15 protein-coding genes and 1 tRNA gene are annotated in these 18,903 nt (G+C 69.9%); 8 read left to right on the top strand and 8 right to left on the bottom strand.

Going from position 1 to position 18,903, the window contains the following annotated elements; genetic code table 11:
- Window positions 1–85: 85 nt before the first annotated feature.
- The gene (locus ACFZ8E_RS15830) at window positions 86–835 is read left to right on the top strand and encodes a GNAT family N-acetyltransferase (RefSeq protein WP_243946625.1); all 750 of its coding nucleotides are present in this window, start codon (window positions 86–88) and stop codon (window positions 833–835) included.
- 35 nt (window positions 836–870) lie between these two features.
- On the opposite strand, the gene xseA is transcribed toward ACFZ8E_RS15830, so the two are convergent.
- Window positions 871–2,553, bottom strand: a complete 1,683-nt coding sequence (gene xseA, locus ACFZ8E_RS15825) for an exodeoxyribonuclease VII large subunit (RefSeq protein WP_405043226.1) — start codon at window positions 2,551–2,553, stop codon at window positions 871–873.
- A 131-nt stretch (window positions 2,554–2,684) separates the two neighbouring features.
- Between xseA and purD the strand changes: the two genes are divergently transcribed.
- Window positions 2,685–3,965 (top strand): phosphoribosylamine--glycine ligase, encoded by a 1,281-nt coding sequence (gene purD / locus ACFZ8E_RS15820; protein ID WP_147841946.1) that lies wholly within the window; start codon window positions 2,685–2,687, stop codon window positions 3,963–3,965.
- Between the two features lie 50 nt (window positions 3,966–4,015).
- Here the strand turns inward: purD and rlmB are convergent, their stop codons facing one another.
- Entirely contained in the window at window positions 4,016–4,945 is a 930-nt protein-coding gene (gene rlmB / locus ACFZ8E_RS15815; protein ID WP_405043225.1) for a 23S rRNA (guanosine(2251)-2'-O)-methyltransferase RlmB, read from the bottom strand.
- 236 nt (window positions 4,946–5,181) lie between these two features.
- On the opposite strand from rlmB, the gene ACFZ8E_RS15810 reads away from it, so the two are divergent.
- Window positions 5,182–5,256: transfer RNA gene (locus ACFZ8E_RS15810), tRNA-Glu, on the top strand.
- 33 nt (window positions 5,257–5,289) lie between these two features.
- Window positions 5,290–5,472 carry a hypothetical protein gene (locus ACFZ8E_RS15805; protein ID WP_405043224.1) on the top strand — a complete coding sequence of 61 codons (183 nt, stop codon included), beginning with the start codon at window positions 5,290–5,292 and terminating at the stop codon, window positions 5,470–5,472.
- Between the two features lie 231 nt (window positions 5,473–5,703).
- Here the strand turns inward: ACFZ8E_RS15805 and ACFZ8E_RS15800 are convergent, their stop codons facing one another.
- Entirely contained in the window at window positions 5,704–6,633 is a 930-nt protein-coding gene (locus ACFZ8E_RS15800; RefSeq protein WP_405043223.1) for a Wzz/FepE/Etk N-terminal domain-containing protein, read from the bottom strand.
- Window positions 6,634–6,807: 174 nt separating this feature from the next.
- Between ACFZ8E_RS15800 and ACFZ8E_RS15795 the strand changes: the two genes are divergently transcribed.
- Both ACFZ8E_RS15795 and ACFZ8E_RS15790 read left to right on the top strand, forming a co-directional pair.
- The gene (locus ACFZ8E_RS15795; protein WP_405043222.1) at window positions 6,808–8,103 is read left to right on the top strand and encodes a lipopolysaccharide biosynthesis protein; all 1,296 of its coding nucleotides are present in this window, start codon (window positions 6,808–6,810) and stop codon (window positions 8,101–8,103) included.
- An 83-nt stretch (window positions 8,104–8,186) separates the two neighbouring features.
- Window positions 8,187–9,257, top strand: a complete 1,071-nt coding sequence (locus ACFZ8E_RS15790) for a GNAT family N-acetyltransferase (protein WP_405043221.1) — start codon at window positions 8,187–8,189, stop codon at window positions 9,255–9,257.
- A gap of 107 nt (window positions 9,258–9,364) precedes the next feature.
- On the opposite strand, the gene ACFZ8E_RS15785 is transcribed toward ACFZ8E_RS15790, so the two are convergent.
- The 5 genes from ACFZ8E_RS15785 to ACFZ8E_RS15765 form a co-directional block, all read right to left on the bottom strand.
- On the bottom strand, window positions 9,365–10,399 hold the full coding sequence (locus ACFZ8E_RS15785; protein ID WP_243946609.1) for a glycosyltransferase family 2 protein: 1,035 nt from the start codon (window positions 10,397–10,399) through the stop codon (window positions 9,365–9,367).
- Between the two features lie 530 nt (window positions 10,400–10,929).
- Complete coding sequence (locus tag ACFZ8E_RS15780) at window positions 10,930–11,994, bottom strand: right-handed parallel beta-helix repeat-containing protein (protein ID WP_405044391.1); 1,065 nt, start codon at window positions 11,992–11,994, stop codon at window positions 10,930–10,932.
- A gap of 286 nt (window positions 11,995–12,280) precedes the next feature.
- Window positions 12,281–13,675, bottom strand: coding sequence for an O-antigen ligase family protein (locus tag ACFZ8E_RS15775; protein ID WP_405043220.1), 1,395 nt, complete (start codon window positions 13,673–13,675; stop codon window positions 12,281–12,283).
- A 254-nt stretch (window positions 13,676–13,929) separates the two neighbouring features.
- Window positions 13,930–14,676 carry a WecB/TagA/CpsF family glycosyltransferase gene (locus ACFZ8E_RS15770; RefSeq protein ID WP_405043219.1) on the bottom strand — a complete coding sequence of 249 codons (747 nt, stop codon included), beginning with the start codon at window positions 14,674–14,676 and terminating at the stop codon, window positions 13,930–13,932.
- Window positions 14,677–14,720: 44 nt separating this feature from the next.
- Entirely contained in the window at window positions 14,721–15,701 is a 981-nt protein-coding gene (locus ACFZ8E_RS15765) for a UDP-glucuronic acid decarboxylase family protein (RefSeq protein WP_405043217.1), read from the bottom strand.
- Window positions 15,702–16,102: 401 nt separating this feature from the next.
- Here ACFZ8E_RS15765 and ACFZ8E_RS15760 point away from each other — a divergent pair, with 401 nt between their 5' ends.
- Together ACFZ8E_RS15760 and ACFZ8E_RS15755 are read left to right on the top strand one after the other, a co-directional pair.
- On the top strand, window positions 16,103–17,335 hold the full coding sequence (locus ACFZ8E_RS15760) for a glycosyltransferase family 4 protein (protein WP_147859803.1): 1,233 nt from the start codon (window positions 16,103–16,105) through the stop codon (window positions 17,333–17,335).
- 237 nt (window positions 17,336–17,572) lie between these two features.
- On the top strand, window positions 17,573–18,877 hold the full coding sequence (locus tag ACFZ8E_RS15755) for a polysaccharide biosynthesis/export family protein (RefSeq protein ID WP_405043216.1): 1,305 nt from the start codon (window positions 17,573–17,575) through the stop codon (window positions 18,875–18,877).
- Window positions 18,878–18,903: the final 26 nt, after the last annotated feature.

The raw sequence follows: 18,903 nt of genomic DNA, 5'->3' as shown, positions 1-18,903 counted from the left end.
TACAACCACACGTTAAGAGTTTGGGCGGTCGGGTCCGCCTCCGTCCGTGATAGGAACCGCCCCCCGGGCAGCCCGCGGACAAGGCATGTCACAGCACGACGACCTCGCTTGGACGGCGGAAGCGGCCTGCCGCGACGCATGGCCCGCGACCCGTCAAGATCACCTCGACGGATGGCTGCTGCGCGCCTCGGGCGGGCCGACCCGGCGGACGAACTCGCTCAATCCCACCCGCGGGCCGCGCGGGCCCGCCGCCACGGCGATCGCGGCCTGCGAGCGCGAATACGCGGCGCTCGGCCAGCCGTCGATCGTGCGGGTGGTCAGCCTCGCGCCGGAGCTCGACCAACCGCTCGCGGACCGGGGCTACGGCGCGGAAGGCCATGCGCTCACCCTGTTCGCCGCCCTCGACGGGGTGCCGGCCGGGCTCGATCCGGCCGTGCGGCTGATGCCGGCGCCCGACGCCGGCTGGCTCGCGCTCCGCGCCCGGCTTGCCGGCGCGGGCGCGGAGGCCGCCGCGATCTACGCCGCGATGACCGGCCGCATCCGCGGCCCCCGCGCCTTCGCCGCCCTGGAGCGGGCGGGCGAGACCGCCTCGATGGGCTACGCGGTGATCTGCGGATCGCTCGCGGTGATCGAGTCCGTCGCGACGCCGGAGCGGCTGCGCGGGCAGGGCCACGCCCGCCGCACCGTCGGCGCCCTGATGCGCTGGGCCCGCGCCAACGGCGCGACCGGCGCTTGCCTCCAGGTGGTGGCCGTGAACGAAGCCGCCCGCGCGCTCTACGACGGTCTCGGATTTCGCACCGAGCTGCTGCGCTACCACTACCGCCGGCCGGGCTGAGCCCGCGCGATCAGCGGACCTTTTGTCGTTGGGATCTACGCCTCGAACAGCGAGCCCTGCGCGGCGGTCGGCGCGGGTGCGGCCGGCGCGGCCTTGGCCCGGCGCGGGGCGCGCTTCCGCGCCGGCGGGGCGCCCTCCGGCGGGGGTGCGGCCGCTTCCCCCTCGGTCCTGGCCGCCACGAGCCCGTCGGCGAACTGCAGCGTCACGGGCGTGCCCGCCGGCAATCCGAGGCCGGAGCGCAGCGCCGCGCCCGCGCCGTCGCGGACCAGCACGTAGCCGCGGGCGAGCACGGCGCGGTAGCCGAGGCTGCCGAGGAGGCCGCCGGCCCGTTCGAGCCGGGCGCTGCGGCGCTCGATCAACCCGGCCCCGGCCTGCACCATCCGCGCGTGCGACGCGGCCAGCCGCTCGCGCGACCGGGCGGTCTCGGTCTCGGCCCGGCGCAGCGTCGTCGTCCGCGCGACAACCAGCCGGTGGCTCAGCGCGGCGAGCGCGTCGCCCTTGCGGGTCGCGTGGTTGGCGAGCGCCTGGCGCGGCCGATGGTCGATCGCCGCGAGCCGCGCCCGCGCCCGGGCCAGAACCAGTTCCGGCGGATGCCGCACGAGCCGGTCGAGCAGGCGCGAGAACCGCTCGCGGAAGGCGCGGGCGTTGCCCGCGAGCGCCGGCGCGAGCCGGGCCTCGGCGAGGTCGAGCCGCTGGCGCTTGCCCGCCAGGAACGCGTCGGCGCCGGGCATCGCCCGCAGCGCCGAGCGGAAATCCGCGCCGAGGCGGTCGAGCTTGCGCTCCACCGCGCCGCGGCGGCGGCGGGTCAGGTCGTCGAGGGTGAGCAGCAGATCGCCCCGCACCGGCACCGCCATCTCGGCGGCGCCGGTCGGCGTCGGCGCGCGCCGGTCGGAGACGAAGTCGATCAGCGTGGTGTCGGTCTCGTGCCCGACCGCCGAGATCAGCGGGATCCGGCTCTCGAAGGCGGCGCGCACCACCGCCTCCTCGTTGAACGCCCACAGGTCCTCGATCGAGCCGCCGCCGCGGGCGACGATCAGCACGTCCGGCCGCGGGATCGCGCCGCCGGCCGGCAGCGCGTTGAAGCCGCGGATGGCGGCGGCGATCTCCTCGGCCGCGCCGTCGCCCTGCACGCGCACCGGCCAGACCAGCACGGGGCGCGGGAACCGGTCTTCCAGCCGGTGCAGGATGTCGCGGATCACCGCGCCGGTCGGCGAGGTCACCACGCCGACGACCTGCGGCAGGAAGGGGATCGCCCGCTTGTGCTCGGCCGCGAACAGACCCTCGGCCGCCAGCGCGCGCTTGCGCTCCTCCAGCAGCGCCATCCAGGCGCCGATGCCGGCCGGCTCGAGGCTCTCGATGACGATCTGGTACGAGGACTTGCCGGGAAACGTCGTGATCTTGCCGGTGGCGACGACCTCGAGGCCCTCCTGCGGCTTCTGCCGCAGGCGATTGAAGGTGCCCTTCCACACCACCGCGTCGATGCGGGCGTTGCCGTCCTTGAGCGAGAAGTAGGCGTGCCCCGAGCCGTGCTGCCCGCGGAAGCCCGAGATCTCGCCGCGCAGCCGCACGTGCCCGAACGCGTCCTCCAGGGTACGCTTGAGCGCCGAGGCGAGGTCGCCCACCGACCATTCCGGCTGGTTGGCGACCAGCACGGCCGCGGGCGGGACGTCCGCGGCCGGCGGCGACCTGCGGGGGGCGGGGGGCGGGACGAGGGCCATGGCGAGAGTGCTATGCGGACGCGGCGCCGAGGTCAAAGGCCGCCGCGCGACGGTGGATCCGGTGCACGACGCGCGCCTTCGTGCGAAACGGCCCTTTCCCCGCTCCCGGATTTCGGGAACATCCTGATCGCATGAACATCCTTCTCATCGGCAACGGCGGCCGCGAGCACGCCCTCGCCTATGCCCTCGCGAAAAGCCCGCTCTGCACCCGGCTGCTTACGGCGCCGGGCAATCCCGGCACCGCGCAGCACGGCGAGAACCGGCCGGAGCTGAACGTCGCCGACCATGGCGCGGTCCGCAGCTTCTGCGAGGCCGAGCGCATCGGCCTCGTCGTGATCGGGCCCGAGGCGCCGCTGGTCGCCGGCCTCGTGGACGACCTGACGCGGGCCGGCATCCGCGCCTTCGGCCCGACGAAGGCCGCCGCGCAGCTCGAAGGCTCGAAGGGCTTCACCAAGGAGCTGTGCACCGAGCGCGGCATCCCGACGGCGGGCTACGGCCGCTTCGCCGCGCTCGATCCCGCCCTCGCGCACGTGCGCGCCGCGGGCGCCCCGATCGTGGTGAAGGCCGACGGGCTCGCCGCCGGCAAGGGCGTCACCGTCGCCGAGACGGTGGAGCAGGCCGAGGGCGCGCTGCGGGCGCTGTTCGCGGAGGCGGGCGCGGAAGTCGTGATCGAGGAATGCCTGTTCGGCGAAGAGGCGAGCTTCTTCGCCCTGTGCGACGGCACGCGGGCGATTCCGATGGGCACGGCGCAGGACCACAAGCGGGTCTTCGACGGCGACCGCGGTCCCAACACCGGCGGCATGGGCGCGTATTCGCCGGCGGGCATCGTCACGCCGGCGATCGAGCGGACCGTGATGGAGACGATCATCCAGCCGACGCTCGACGGCATGCGCGCGCGCGGCACGCCGTTCACCGGCATCCTCTATGCCGGCCTGATGCTGACCGCGGACGGCCCCAAGCTCATCGAGTACAACACCCGCTTCGGCGACCCGGAGGCGCAGGTGCTGATGCCGCGGCTCGCCTCCGACCTCGTGCCGGCGCTGCTCTCGGCCTGCGACGGCGACCTCACCGGCGTCTGCCTGGAATTCGACGCCTCGCGCGCGGCGCTGACCGTGGTGATGGCGGCGGCCGGCTATCCCGGCACGGTGGTGCGCGGCTCGACGATCCGCGGCATCGCCGATGCCGAGCGCGATGGCGCCCTGGTGTTCCAGGCCGGGACCCGGGCCGAGGGCGAGGCCATCCTCGCCGACGGCGGCCGGGTGCTGGCGGTCACCGCGCTCGGCGACAGCGTGCTGGAGGCGCAGGCCCGCGCCTACGCGGCGGTCGCCCGGATCGACTGGCCGGAAGGGTTCTGCCGCCGCGACATCGGCCGGCGCGCCGTCGCCCGCGAGGTCGCCGGCCACGGCATCTGACCGTTTGCGACCGGGCGAGGCGGGTGTGTCCCGCGTCGCCAAATCGCAAGCTAACGGCCGAGGGCGTAGAGGGCGATCGCGGCGGCGTTCGAGACGTTGAGGCTGCGGATCTCGCCGGTGAACGGGATCTTGGCGAGCACGTCGCAGCAGGCGCGGGTGCGCTCGCGCAGCCCCTTGCCCTCGGCGCCGAGCACGATCACCGCCGGCCGCGTCGGGGTCAGCGTGTCGAGGCCGGTCTCGGCGTCGGAATCGAGGCCGATGCGGGTGAAACCCTGCGCGCCGAGGGCGATCAGGGCCTCGGCGAGGTTGCGCACCACCAGGAACGGCACGTGCTCCAGGCCGCCGGAGGCGGATTTCGCCAGCACGCCGGTGGCGCCCGGCGCATGGCGCGCGGTCGTGACGATGCCTGTGACGCCGAAGGCCGCGGCGGTACGCACGATCGCCCCGACATTGTGCGGATCGGTGATCTGGTCGAGCGCCAGCAGCAGCGCGTCGGCCGGCAGCGCGTCGAGGCCGGGCGAGGCGAGGGGTTCCGCCTCGAGGTAGAGGCCCTGGTGCACCGCATCCGCCCCGAGCAGCCGGTTGATGTCGGACGGCCGCACCAGCTCGGGCTCGATCCGCAGGGTGCCCAGCTCCTCCACGAGGCGCGCGGCGCCGTTCTCGGTGGCGAGCAGCCGGTGCAGGATCCGCTCGGCATTGCTCATCGCCTGCACCACCGGGTGGAACCCGTAGATCACCGCGGCGCCCTCGTGCGCCGGCTGCGGCCCGGCCGGCCGCGGCCGCTGACCGTAGGCGGGCTTGCCGAAGCCGGGTTTTCCGAAGCCGGGCTTGCCGTAACCCGGCTTGCCGTGGCTCGGCTTGCCGAAGCCGGGCTTCCCATACCCTGGCTTGCCATGATCGGTCTTGCCGAAGCCGGGCTTTCGCACCTCGGACCCGGTCGGCCGCCCGCCGTCGCCGCCGTCGTCGCTCTCGCTCGCCATCCGCTCAACCATTCCAGACCCGTGCTGCGCGCGACCGCGCAGGAAAACAGCGCCCCGCCAAGGCGCGCGAAGCGGCAGCGTTAGCACGGCCGGGGCGAAGTTGCCGCACCCGCCCGGCGCCCCCATCCCGCCCCATCCGCGACAAACCGGCCCGCGCCCGCCGCCGCCGCACAAGCCGCGATCCGCCCGTTGCCCTCCGCCCGTGGCCCGACTATAGAAACCTCGGCCCAGCGCCAGCGCCCTTCGTCTATCGGTTAGGACGTCAGCCTTTCACGCTGAAGAGGCGGGTTCGACTCCCGCAGGGCGCGCCATTTCCGTACAGAACTGCGAGCACCGGGTGCGATGTGAGCATCGCCGCCCGCGATGACGGCTTCGTAGTGCGCCTCGTCCCCATCGATCCGGATGACATCGCGATCGACGATCGCCTGAAGCCAGGTCTTGCGGAACCGGATCTCACCGGGCGTCACGGTCTCGCGCATCGGCGCCCGGTGTTTGGTCCCGGCATTTGGCCGAGCGGACTGACGTGAAGCGGTCGTTCTCGGCGGACCACCCTTGCAGATGGCCTCATGGAAGCGCGACCGCTCGAGCTGGTCGCCGCCGACCACCGGCCGTCGGCCGATCCCGCAGCGCTGCCGTCGAGAACCTGGCCCATGGGGTGCCCATCCACGCGGACGTGAGGATCGCACCGTCAAAATCTCGGATCCAACACGCGACGATACTTGATGGCGAGCCGTGCACCAGCCTTCTTCGGCAACCGGCTAAGTGTTGGAACCGCCCGTTGCGACGACATCCGTTCGCGGGATGCGGTCTGCCGATCCTCGCGACAGGCGCCGGCCCAACCGGATTATCGGACGCTCGATGCGCATGTAGACCGCCCAGGAGACGCCCAGCGTCGACAGCGTGCAGATCGCCATCGTCAGCGCGTCCGGCATCGATCCCGTCAAAGGCATCAAGCGATAGATGGCGACGTTCACGCTCCCGTGAAGGAGATACATCGCGTAGCTGATCAGCCCGATCCGCGCGAGCAGCATCGAACGCGGGCGACGCGCCCGAACGGCGATCCAGAACGTGGCCACCGCGAGCGCGTAGGCGCTCATGACGGGGATGCGTCCGTCGATGACGAACAGGTCGGCACGCGCGAGGGAGTAGTCGGCCACCAGCAGGACAGCGCCCCCCTGCGCGAGGACGAGGAGGAGTACGGCCCCCATCGCCCCCCGGCGCCGTTCGACCATGCCGAGGCGCAGCAGAAGCCCGACGAACAGCCAGGCGAGGTGAAGCCCGAGATACTGCACGGGCAGGTTCGCCAGCCCGTGGATGCGCAGCGTCACGGGCAGCACGGTGGCGGCGATCAGCCCGAGCGCCACGGCGAGAAGCACGCCGATCTGCGCGTCGCTCTGCAGGTTCTGCGCGTAGAGATCGTTGGTGACGACCCGAAGGTTCGACGGTGCCACGACCAGGTCCGTCGTCGCGGTGAAGCGCGGGGTGACCGAGCGGGTGAACAAGTAGCCCGCGAGGCCTCCGAGCAGCGTCGCGACGAGAAGCCAGGCCCAGCGGCGCAGCAGCCATCCGCTCACCTCGGCCAGATCCGGCGCACGGGGCGTGCGCGCGGGGCGAGCCGCCCGCGGGGGGACGTCGCGCGCCGGCGCGGGCGTCGCGTCGCCGATCCAAAGCTGGGCGCTCTCGGTCACCCTGTACATCTCTCTCGGCCCTGGCAGCGCATGCGTCGATCTTAAGCGTTTGGCTGCTTTGTTCGGCTATAAGATCGCCAAGAGTCAAGAATATAACGTTAATATACCGGTTAATCCGGCAATGCTCGCTTGAGATGTATGGCAATAACTGCTGGTTGTGGTGGAGGAATTCAGGTGTCTTGGCATAAGACGACGATGGGAAGAGCGATCTCGCTGAAACCAATATTCTCCAGCTACGCGATGTCGGGCGGAGCTTTGGCGTCGGCCAGCATCGCCCAGCTCGCAACGTTCGCGATGCTTGCGCGCGCGCTCGGGCCGGTCGAATTCGGGCTGTTCGTCCAGGTCGCGGCGATCAGCGCCATCGGCATTCAGATCTGCGGCCTCGGAGCCTCGGACAGCCTGTTCCGGCGGATCGTGCAGGCACCGGAGCGCTATCCCGATCTCCTGGGACACAACCTGCTGCTGATCGGGCTCAGCGCGGCCGTCCTCGTCCCGCTCGCTGCGGCGGGGCTGTCATTCTGGCTGACGATGCAGACCGGTCCGGGCCTCGGTCTGCCGAGCATCGTGCTCCTGCTCGTCACGAACATCCTGCTCGTGCGGGCGATCCTGCTGGTCGAGACCATCTACCTCGGCCTCGGACGGGAAGCGGCGGCGAATCGGTCCGTCGTGGGCTTCGCGCTGGCCCGCACGGCGACGGCGGCGCTGGCCTGCACCGTCTTCGGCGTCGATACGCTCGCCGGATGGGCGGCCTGGCAGTTCTGCGGCAACCTCCTCTACGCGCTGCTCTGCGCCGCGTGGCTGCTCCCGCTCGGGCGTCCGCGCGCGGTCATCCTGCGCGAGGAGTTGCGCCCGGGCCTCCTGTTCAGCTCCCAGTTCGCGATGCGGGCCCTGCGCCAGAACGCCGACCTCTTCGTCGTCGGCCTGTTCGCCTCGATCGAGACCGTGGCCAGCTACGGCGTGGCCCGGCGCATCATGGACAGCAGCTACATCACGATCGATTCGATGAACCGCCTGGTCTACCGGCGCTTCGTGCGCGCCAGCCGCGACGGGCTGCACCGCGCCTTGCCGGATGCGGGCCGGGTGCTCGTCGGAGCGGTCGTTCTCGGGAGCGGCACGGCGCTCCTGCTCTTCCTGCTGGCGCCCTGGCTCGGCCTCGCGTTCGGCCGCGCCTACGACGAGGTCACGTTCTTCGTCCGCTGCCTCTCCGGCACGATCGCCCTGATCGCCGTCTGGTCGGTGGCGATCGACCTGCTCGGCGCCTCCGGCCGCCAGGGGGCTCGCGCGATGATCCTGAGCACCGTCAACCTTCTGGGGGGCGGCCTCATCGCCGCGGCCTCGTGGCTCGCCGGGCCGTCGGCCGCGATCGTCGCCCTCTACGCGATCGAGGCGGGAACCGCGGCGGCGGCCTGGCTCGTCCTGCTGAGCCTGGCCGCACGGAGCCGCGGGTGCGCCCTGAGCGCGGCCGCATGACGACGCACCCGGACCGGAGCCTGGGAGCAACCGCTTTGCACGACCGGCCGGCGGGCGGACGGGGCGAGGGCCGTCTCAGGCCGATGGAGATCGCGGACGTCGCGGCGGTCGGCCGGCTCTTCCTCCGCCACTTCCGGGGCATCGAGGCGGAGCCGGGACCGGACCTTCTGGCCTATCTCCGCACGCTCGCCTTCGGCGCGCCGGGCCAGACCCGCGAGACGGGCAGCTGCGTCTACGAGCGGTGCGACGGCCGCATCACCAGCGTGCTGCTCTCCGTCCACGTCGCGTTCCGCGTGGGCGAGCGGGACGTTGCGGGACGCCTGTTCTCGGCTTTCATGACGGACGGATCGAAGGACGCGGCCGGCGCCGCCAAGATCAGCCTGGCCATGCGGGCGCGGCGGCAGGATCTCGCCTTCAACGATTCCTCCTCCCCGACGAGCCTGAAGCATTTCCAGGCCGTGGGCGGCACGATCGTGCCGATCCAGAACCTGGAATGGATCCGGACCTTCCGCCCCGTCGAGGCCGCGCTCGGTCGCGTCGTGCGCAGGACGCTGCGTCGGTGGGAGCCGCCGCTCGGGCCGCTCGCCTGGCCGCTCGACGCCGCGATCCGAGCCGTCCGCGGCCGCTCGGCTCGACCGTGCCGACCGGACGTGCGGGTCGAGCCGATGACGGTCGACGACTTCCTCGACCATGCGCCCGGGTTGATCGCGCATCATGCGGTCCGCCCGCGCTGGTCGCGGCCCGAGCTCGCCTGGTTCGTCGCGATGGCGGAGCAGAATCGTCGCCGCGGCCCCCTGGCGATCCGCCGTGTCGTGAACCGATGCGGGGCGGTCGTCGGCTGCTTCGTCTATCACGGTGCGGTGGGCCGGCCCGCCCGGGTCCTCAACGTGCTGGCCCGCCCCGCGCAGGAAGCCGCGATCCTGCACGCGATGTTGCGTCACCTCGACGAGGCCGGCTGCACCGAGGCGATCGGGCACGCGCAGCCCGCGCTCATGCACGGCCTCGCCCACCAGCGCGGCGTCGGCTTCCGGCATCGCGCCTTCGTGTGCGTGCTGACGCGGCATGCCGACATCGCCGCCGCGGCGAAGCGGGGCGACATCTACATCGGCGGCTTGGCAGGCGAGGATTGGAGCCGCCTGATGTCGGACTTCTAGAGAGCATTTTCTTCACGCGAGCCGGGATCCACCTCACTCGAAAATGTTCTGGGACGTCCGCCGAGCCTGCCGCGGTGCGACCGGCGACGCGCCTCGGAGCGTCCCGCTCACGCGTCCGACCCGGCACGGGCGGGCGGACGTGCCGCGACGACATCCTGCAGGATGCGGCTCTCGATCCAGGCCTGCGGCGCTTGCCGTCGCCGGAGGAAGCCGAGGGGCAACGCCGCGGCATGGAAGATCCAGGCGACGACCGCGTAGAGCCCGAGCCGCAGGCTGTGCTGACGCCATGCCATCAGGCCGACCACGCCGACGACGAGAGCGAGATCGAGGCCGAGCCCGAGCCAGGGGTGCGGGGCCAGGAACGGGAGGGCCAGCATCAGGATCAGCCATAGGTAGACCGCGGCCCAGAGCTTCAGCTCGGGCAGCTCGCGCACGAGCCGCCCCCAGCGCGGCGTGCCGAGCGCTGCCCGAAGAACCTCGCCGATGCCGCGGAGATAGCCGGATTTCCAGCGCCGGACGAGCAGGGCGTAGGCGTCGACGGCGTGCCCGAAATGGCTCACGAAGCGCCGGTCGAGCCGATGCAGGCCCCAGCCGCACGCCCGCAGCCGCAGACCGAGGTCGAACTCCTCGTATCCGTGCAGGTTGCGGTCCGACAGATACCCGACCTGCAGCAGGGCTGCGCGGCGGTAGAGACCGCCGCCGTTCATGCGGTCGATCGATCCGGTCCGGTTCTCCGGCGCGGCGCGGCGCCCGCGCCGTACGTATTCGAGGCTGGTGTCGTTCATTTCCGCGACATGCCCGGTCACGCCCGCGCAGGAGGGATGCGCCTGCAGATAGGCCAGCGCCTCCCGCAGGAAGCCGGGGTCGAGCAGCATGTCCCCGTCCATGAGGCAGACGAACGGCTCCCGGCTGTACTGAAAGCCGAGTTGCGGACCGATCCCGCAGCTCGGCCGGACGGCGGGATCGAGCTGGACCACCCGGACCGGGAAGGCCGAGGCGACGCCGACCGTCCCGTCCCGGGAACCGCCGTCGGCCAGGATGATCTCGCCGCCGATCCCGTCGAGCGCTGCCACGACGCTCGCGAGGGCTCCCCCGATCCGCGCCTCCTCGTTCAGCGCCTTGAGAATCACCGAGACCGTCATTGCAGCTCTCACGCCCCGCCACGCGTCGCCTTCCGTCGGGCTGCCTGCGGAGCGCCGTGTCGCCCCCCGCCTGCCCACGCCCGAAGCGGACCCTCGACCCATCCGCTTATAGGAATTCTTGCCGACGAACAGGAGCCAAATCGCCCATCACCGTTTTCGGCGGCTGGGCCCAGCGCAGGGGCGAACCTTTGGCACCCTCCCGGTCGATCCCGAACGCGGACGTCGCATCGACCTGCGGCCGACCGTTCGGCTGCGACGCCGACCGCTCGGCTCCGGCGCGATCCACAGATCCGGGTGGCGGCACGGGATTGCCGGGCCGAAGACGCGCGGGGGATCACGATAGGCAGGCAGGCACGGGCGGCGAGTGCGGATCGTGCGCGCCGGTCCCTTGACCGCAGCAACCATGCGTCCGTCCGCCATGGTCGCCATGGGTCGATCCATTTCGATCGCTCCGCGGCCGGTCGCGCTGCCGCGCCGGATCTAGCGCAAGCCCGCGTGCGCGTCGGCCCTGTGTCCGGCCGATCCGCGGTTCAGCGAAACGTGCCCGACAGCTCCTGGCCGTGTGCCGTCATCAGGTCCCGCCCACCGGTCTCGTTCGCCCAGGAGAAAGGGCTGCGGTTGGGGCCGACGATGTAGATGTTCCGGTCCATGCGGATGCTTCGATCGGAAAAGATCCTGAGATCGCCCGTGTCCTGAACGGCGCCGCTGCTGCCTCCCGCCGACACGTCGATCGTATTGTCGTGAATGGAGATGTTGCGCAGCAGATAGGTCCCGAATTTTCCCGCCTGCCGGGATTGCTGGATCAGGGCGATGCCGTTGCCCTTCGTCGCGCCGTCGGACACGATCGTGTTGAAGGCGATGTCGATCACGGCGCCCTCGGTCGCGCCGGAGGCGGCGACGATGATGCCGGCGCACCAGAGCCAGCCAGGACACGTGTCGCCGGAATTGTTGCGGACGACGTTGTGCCGGATCGCTGCGGTCCAGGAAATTTCGTGAAAGATGCCGCCGCAGCAATTGTTCTCGACCAGGTTCCACTCGGCCGTATAGTTCGTGTTGTCGATATCGCTCCAGATGCCGGGCCCCTGGTTGTCGTGGACCCAGTTGTGCCGGACGACGGCGCCGTCGCTCAAGGTGATCTTGCCGCCACCGGCCTCGAAGGCCGGATCGAACTTCTTCTGGTGATTGTTGAACGCGATCTCGTTGTTTTCGACGATCGGCGCACCGGGCATGGCGGTGCCGTAGCCCGACTGGGCATTGTGGTGGATGCTGTTGCCCGAGACCACGGTGCCGACGCCCATGGAGACGCCGATCCCGGCATTGCAGCAGATCTCGTTGTCGAGGACGCGCCAGCCGCGTCCGTGGGCGGCATAGACGGCCGCATCCTGGTTGCCGGCCGTATAGTTGCGGATCACGAGGTTTCGGATGACGACGTCGCGGGCGGTCCCGTCGAAGGCGCGGCGGACGCCGTTCCGACCATCGAGGACGGCACCCTTCAGCCCGGTGAAGGATTGCGACGGGAGCGGGCTGACATGTTGGGCCGGGTAGAGACCGGGCTGAAGGCAGAAGGCAGCACCCGGGCCTGCCGCTTCCGCCATCTCCTGCAGCCTGGCGCCGGGTTGGACGCGGATTCCCTTGCAGGCGATGTCCTTCGGGCCGGCCGGTCCGAGCAGCCCGGCCGTCTCCGCCGCTCCCCCGGACGGTTTGTGGGGGGGGCCCGCAGCGCCTCCGGCGGCCGGCGCCGGGATCGAGGACAGGAAGGCAAGGACGATGAGGGCCGCCCGCTGATCGCGCATCGCATTCGCTCTCGGAAGTGGGATTCCCGTCGTGCCTTGCCAAACCGGGCACGGCCTTTTGCCGACGGGCACGTCCCGTCGCCCGTTGCTATTTCGCGGCGCCCGAGAGGGCGTCGAAAGCGAACGATCTTCCGGCGGACCCGGGAGCCGGCCGCTTGTACGGCATCCGGTAGATCATCGATGCCGCGATGCCGAAGCCGAACAGGCACCAGAACCAGATCCCGAGCATCGGGCCCTCGAGAGCGACGTCGAAGGAGGCGTCGATCACGAACGCGAGACCGTATGCGACGATCCAGAGCAGCACGTTCGACTGGTCGATATCCCCGCGTCGCCGAGCCTGGACGACGTCCCACAGCAATCGACCGAACCAGGTCGCGAGCAGCAGGATCCAGAGCGAGACCCCCGGCACGCCGGTCCGCGCCAGGAACGTCATGTTGACGTTGTGCGGGCTCCGCAGGGGATTGTCGGAGCGGGCGTTGCTGATCCCATCGACGACCGAAAGATTGATCCCGAGACCCTTGCCCGTCCAGAAATAAGGCCCGTGCAGCGTATAATCCTTGATCCTCTGCCACCAATGCAACCGCCACGTCTTGGTGTCGTCGAGATTGGCGGACTTGCTCTCGCCGAGGATGCTGTTGACATTGTCGACAATCTGCTCGAGCCCGATTTCGCGATGCGAGCCGTCGGGATTGGGCGGCCCGATCTGCTTGATCCCGAGGACGGCCATCAGCCCGAAAAAGACCAGGCACAGGAGCATGATGCGCACGATCTTCCGCATCTGCCGGCCGACGACGGCGGCGAGCAGGCTCGGGACGAGACAGGCCAGCATTCCGCCTCGGCTCGGCGTCAGCAGGGCCAGCCCGAACAGCAACGCCAGGACCCATGGCAGGCTGACCTTGCGCAAGCCGAGAAGCACGAAGATCGTAGCGCCTGCGACGTGCACCGATGCTTCGCCGGGCCTGATCTCGAACATCGGCGTTCCCGACCATGGCCACTTCGGCACAGCGTCGTTGGTGTACTTGGCCAGGAGGAAGAGCGGTCCGCCGATCAGCCCATACAGCCACGCGAAGGACGCGTATCGGGCCACGAGGACGTCGATGCGGTGCGGCTGCTCCAGCAGGAGCGCGGTGACGAAGAACGCGAACAGCCCGTAGAAGACGAGCATGCTGTCGCGGATCGTGTCGAGGCCGTAGATGCCGATGTCGGGCGCGGCACGAATCACGATCAGGACCATCAACCCGGCAAGGATTTGGTTCTGCACCGGCACGAAGGTCGCGAGCACGCACCGTGTTCGGGTCCAGGCGACGAAACCGAGAAGCAGCAGGATTTCGCCCACGAAAAGGGGCGGCACGCCGAGATAGGCGAATCCCTTTCCCAAGACCGCATAGCCGAGCAGCGCAAAGCACCCGAACCGAAGATACGCGTCGCCGAAGTACGGGGTCGGCCATCGCGACGCACGCGCCCGTCCGGTTGCATAGGTCATTTGCGCGAGACCTGCTCGAGTTCGATCGATCGGAGATCCGGCTCAGGATGCCACCGCGGCCCGCGCGGATCGGCGGAGCATCGGTGTCATTCCCGCGACCCGGAAGGGGGAGGCCCAATCCGGTTCGAGCCGCCGCCCTCGAACGGTAAGGCGGGGGCGGGTCCGCCGAACGCATCGGGTCCCGGACCGGGCCGATGCGGCGGGTCGGGCCCACGCTCCCATCGCGGGTCCGACCTGCCCGCGGCCGGATGGGATCAGACGGTGTTCTCGGCCCGACCGACCGTCCTGTCCCGGCGGATCAGCTGGGCCGTGGCCAGGGCGACGAAGCGCGGGATCATCGAGGCATAGCGACGCCATAGCCGCCTGGGCTCGGTTCCCAGGCGAAACGCCCATTCGAGTCCGTTCCGCTGCATCCAGCGCGGCGCTTGGCGCTTGGTGCCGGCCAGGAAATCGAAGGCGGCGCCGACGCCGATCAGCACCGGCGCCTCGATCCGATCCCGGTGGGCGCTCATCCAGCGCTCCTGCTTGGGCGTGCTGAGGCCGACCCACACGATGTCGGGCCTGCTCGCGTTGATGGCGCGCACGATCGCCTCGTCCTCCTCGGCGGTGACGGCGCCGAAGGGCGGGCTGAACGTGCCGGCGACGACCAAGCCCGGATGGGCGGCGCGCAAGGTCTCCGAGAGCTTGTCCGCGAGACCGGGGCCGCCGCCGAAGTAGTAGTGACGGTATCCGAGGGCCGGCGAGATGCGCGAGATCTCCCGCATCAGGTCGGGACCATAGACGCGCCGCACGCGGGGGCGGCCGAGCCTGTGGGCCATCCAGACCAGGGGCATCCCGTCCGGCGTGACCATGCCGGCGCTCGCATGGATCTCGCGCAGGGCGGCGTCGCGCCGGCATTCCATGATGCCGTGGACCCCGGTGACGCAGACGTAGTGGCGCCGGCGCGACCGGATCCAGGCATCGATCGTCATGACCGCATCCTGGAGGGTGATGGCGCTCACCGGAACGCCGAGGATCTCGACGCACGGAGGCCTTGACGGAGCGCTCATGAGGCGGCCCTCAGAAGCGGGCTGACCGTGCCGCCCGGACCTGCCAGCAGCGCTTCGAAATAGGCGATGGTGCGCTTCAATCCGTCATCCAGAGCGACCTTCGGCGTCCAGTGCAGCAGGTTCCGCGCGCGACCGATGTCGGGGCAGCGCTGGGTCGGATCGTCCTGCGGCAAGGGTCGGTACACGATGGCCGAACCGGAGCCGCACAGGTCGATGATGCGGTGCGCGAGCTCGGCGATGGTGATCTCGACCGGGTTGCCGAGATTGACCGGGGCCTCGAGGTCCTGATCCATCGCCATCAGACGCACGAGTCCTTCGACGAGATCGTCGACGTAGCAGAAGGAACGGGTCTGCGATCCGTCGCCGTACAGGGTGATCGGCTCGCCGGTCAGCGCCTGGATGATGAAGTTGGAGACGACCCGGCCGTCCTGCGGATGCATGTGGGGGCCGTAGGTGTTGAAGATCCGCGCGACCCGGATCGGAAGCCGATGCTGCCGCTGATAGTCGAAGAACAGGGTTTCGGCGCAGCGCTTGCCCTCGTCATAGCAGGCCCGCGGTCCGGTGATGCTGACCCGGCCGCGATACGCTTCCGGCTGCGGATGGACGTCGGGATCGCCGTAGACCTCGCTCGTCGATGCCTGGAGGACGGGAATGCGCAGGCGCTTCGCCAGGCCCAGCATGTTGATCGCTCCCATGACGCTCGTCTTCGTCGTCTGCACGGGATCGCGCTGGTAGTGGATCGGGGAGGCGGGGCAGGCGAGATTATAGATCTCGTCGACCTCGACATAGAGAGGAAAAGACACATCGTGCCGCAGAAGCTCGAAAGCCGATTGGTGGGCGAGCTCGGCGACGTTGCTTCGCGATCCGGTGTAGAAGTTGTCGACGCACAAGACGTCGTTGTTCTCCCTGAGTAGCCGGGCGCAGAGATGCGACCCGATAAAACCGGCCCCTCCGGTGATGAGCACGCGTTTCTTCATTGTCTCCATCCCCGTACGATGATGTCGCGTCCTGCTCTCGATTGCCGATCACGTCTCCCGACCGATGCTTCGGACGCATCGGCTCGGAAACCCTGGCTGCTCGATCGGAGCGTGGCGGCCTTGAGCTTGCGCTTGCCGGACGCGGCGCCAAACCGTTCATCGGCAGGATGCCGAGCGTGGAACGCCACCCTTTCGCACTACTCCCGCTGACGGGCGTGTGCTTATGCGGCGCTCAGCTATGGTTGGTGCTCCGACCTCAACCGGATCATCATTGCATCAGAGATATCTGATATTTTTTCGATCAAGTTATATGGTATTACATAGTCTTATACGCTTGCGATGAAATTTTTTGTCCGAAAAAACCCGGAAATTCTTCCCTCAATCAAGTCGGCTCGGTGGCGATGACTAGCCTTCGCGTTCTCATCTCTCACAACCGCTACCAGATCCGCGGTGGCGAGGACGCCGTCGTCGAGGGCGAAGCGGTGGCGCTCGCGCGGGCCGGCTGCCGGGTCGAGACCGTTCTCGTCAGCAACGACATCATCGACAGCCCCGTCGCCCGCTTGCGCGTCGCCATCGAGGCCGCGCACGCGCCGCGCGGGATCGCCCGTGTCCTGGAAGCGGTTCGCGACTTCCGCCCCGACGTCGTGCACGTCCACAATACGTTCCCGCTGGTTTCCCCGGCGGTTCATGCGGCGGTTCGCGCGGTCGGCCCCGCCACCGTGCAGACCCTGCACAATTACAGGATCGTCTGCGCCGGCGCGCTCCTCCTGCGCGACGGACGGCCCTGCGAGGATTGTATCGCGGGCACGCCGTACGCCGCGGCCGTCCATGGCTGCTACCGCGGCTCGCGGATCGGATCCCTCGCGGTCGCCCGCATGATCGCCCATCACCGCCGGGTGGGCACCTGGAAGCACGACGTCGACGCGTTCATTGCCCTGACCGGCTTCGCCCGCGATCGCTTCGCTCGCGCCGGCGTTCCCGCCGAGCGGATCTTCGTGAAGCCCAACGGTCTCGCGGATCCGGGCCCCGTCTTCGACGGCCCGCGGCAACGCCTCCTGTATGCCGGTCGCCTCAGCCCCGAGAAGGGCCTGTCCGTGCTGGCCCAGGCCGCCGCGCAGGCAGGGTTGCCGGTCGATGTCGCCGGTGACGGTCCGATGCGATCGGAGGTCGCTGCCGGCCCCTGGCTCGTCCCGCACGGTGCTCTCGCACCGGCCGAGACGCAGGCGGCGATCGCGCGTGCCCGAGCCCTGGTCGTGCCCTCGCTCTGGTACGAGGGCCTCCCGATGGTGATCATCGAGGCGTTCGCCGCCGGCACCCCGGTGATCGCATCGCGCATCGGCTCGCTCGCCGAACTCGTCGAGGACGGCGTCACCGGCCTTCTCGTGGAACCCGACGACCCAGGGGATCTCGCCCGTGCCCTGAGGCGGATCTCCGGCGATCCGGCCGAGGCGCGGCGCATGGGACGTGCCGGGCGCGCGGTCTATGAGCAGCGCTGGGCCGAGCCGATCACGACGAAGGCCCTGATCTCCGTCTATCGGGCGGCGCTCGCGTCACGGTTTCACGCCCTGAAACGCGCGGCATCCGATCACGGTGGTCGGCACGGCTGCGGAGACGGCGCGTCGCAAGTCTTATGACGACGCAGAAGCCGCTCGACGATGCGATCTCGCAGCACGCATCGGTATTAGTGCCCAAAGAGCTGCGCCGCTGTCCCGAAGAATAGCGTCGAGCGAAGCCGAGGCACCGTAGGCTTTCGCGGTCGCGCCGGATGAACGCAGACGCGATTTCGAGATGATCCATTCGGGTCTCGACGGGAAGACAGGTCGGTCGCCATGCATGAGCTCTCTCGATGGGTCGGCCGCCTCGGCTCGGTGGTGCTCGCCGTCCTGGCGGTGATCGCGGTGGGATGTTCCGCCCACGCGCAGGACGCGGTCTATCGGATCTCGTCCGGCGACAAGATCACCCTGTCCGTGTTCGGTCAGCCGGAGCTGGCCGGGGACTACGTGGTCGGCGGCGATGGCAGCATTCTGCTTCCCATCGTCGGCGACGTCGCGGTCGCGGATCTGACGCTGCCCGAGCTTCAGAAGCGTGTGACGGAAAGGCTCGCCGACGGCTACTTCCATCAGCCGGTCGTGAGCGCCCGGATTTCCGAGATGCGGCCGATCTACGTGATGGGCGACGTCAAATCCCCGGGAAGCTATCCGTTCCGCTACGGTGCCACCGTCCAGAGTGCCATCGCCCTGGCAGGGGGATATGCGCTGCCCGAGCAGGCGCAGATCGGGCTGCGCACGGAGTTTCTCCTGGCCGAGGAGCGCGTGCGAGCGCTCGAGCTGACCCGCCGTACGCTCCTGGTCCGCCGCGCTCGCCTGTCGGCGCAGCTCAACGACGCGCCGAGCTTCGCGCTTCCCGCCGAGCTGACCGAGGACGATGGGACGCGCGCCCTCCTGAAGGCGGAACGCGAGATGCTGGAGACCCAGCAGAAGGCTCTGAAGGCCGAGGTCTCGCTGCTCGAGGCGCAGAAGCCCCGGCTCGAAGCGGAAATCGTGGGAAACAAGGCCCAGTCGGCTTCCGAGCAGGTGCAATTGAACCTGATCCAGGACCATCTTGCCGACTACAACAAGCTCATGAGCGACGGTCTCGCGCGGCGCTACACCGGGATCGAGCTCAAGCGCGAGGAAGCGCGCAACAAGGGAAACATCGCGCGCCTCTCCTCGGAGCTGGCCCGTCTCGAGCTGGGCATCGGCGATCTCGCCGTGCGCGTGCTCGACACGCGGAACACCTACAAGCGGCGCGTCATCGTCGAGTTGCAGGAGCTGCGCTCTCGCCTGGCCGAGGTCGAGACGAGCCTCCCCACGGCGCGGGAGGTCCGCGAAGCGCGCATCCAGCAGGGCGGCACCCTCGGCATCGCCACGTCGCAGGAATTGAACCGAAGCGCCTTCGTCACCCGGCGCCAGAACGGGAAGGCGGAGACCGTGCGCGTGACGCTGACCACGGTCCTTGCGCCGGGCGAGATCGTCGAGATCCGCCGGGACGGCGCAGCGTCGGATGCCCTGGCGCAAGGCGGCGCGAGCAACGGCGTCACCGCCAATGCCACGGCCTCCGACCGCGCAGCGCAACGCCCGACCACATGGACCTCCGCGGATCCGACCGACAAGTACCCGGGCGCTCTGCTTCGATAACCGATCGGCGCCGCGGGCATCGTCCG

The organism is Methylobacterium sp. HMF5984 (assembly GCF_045033435.1).
Classification (GTDB): Bacteria; Pseudomonadota; Alphaproteobacteria; order Rhizobiales; family Beijerinckiaceae; genus Methylobacterium.
This window is presented reverse-complemented; position numbering and strand designations above follow the sequence as displayed.

Excerpts from the sequence above, each read along its gene's own strand:
- ACFZ8E_RS15830 (WP_243946625.1), top strand. The coding sequence starts at position 86 with ATGTCACAGCACGACGACCTCGCTTGGACGGCGGAAGCGGCCTGCCGC.
- xseA (WP_405043226.1), bottom strand. The coding sequence starts at position 2,553 with ATGGCCCTCGTCCCGCCCCCCGCCCCCCGCAGGTCGCCGCCGGCCGCG.
- purD (WP_147841946.1), top strand. The coding sequence starts at position 2,685 with ATGAACATCCTTCTCATCGGCAACGGCGGCCGCGAGCACGCCCTCGCC.
- rlmB (WP_405043225.1), bottom strand. The coding sequence starts at position 4,945 with ATGGCGAGCGAGAGCGACGACGGCGGCGACGGCGGGCGGCCGACCGGG.
- ACFZ8E_RS15790 (WP_405043221.1), top strand. The coding sequence starts at position 8,187 with ATGGAGATCGCGGACGTCGCGGCGGTCGGCCGGCTCTTCCTCCGCCAC.
- ACFZ8E_RS15785 (WP_243946609.1), bottom strand. The coding sequence starts at position 10,399 with ATGACGGTCTCGGTGATTCTCAAGGCGCTGAACGAGGAGGCGCGGATC.
- ACFZ8E_RS15780 (WP_405044391.1), bottom strand. The coding sequence starts at position 11,994 with ATGGCGGAAGCGGCAGGCCCGGGTGCTGCCTTCTGCCTTCAGCCCGGT.
- ACFZ8E_RS15775 (WP_405043220.1), bottom strand. The coding sequence starts at position 13,675 with ATGACCTATGCAACCGGACGGGCGCGTGCGTCGCGATGGCCGACCCCG.
- ACFZ8E_RS15765 (WP_405043217.1), bottom strand. The coding sequence starts at position 15,701 with ATGAAGAAACGCGTGCTCATCACCGGAGGGGCCGGTTTTATCGGGTCG.
- ACFZ8E_RS15760 (WP_147859803.1), top strand. The coding sequence starts at position 16,103 with ATGACTAGCCTTCGCGTTCTCATCTCTCACAACCGCTACCAGATCCGC.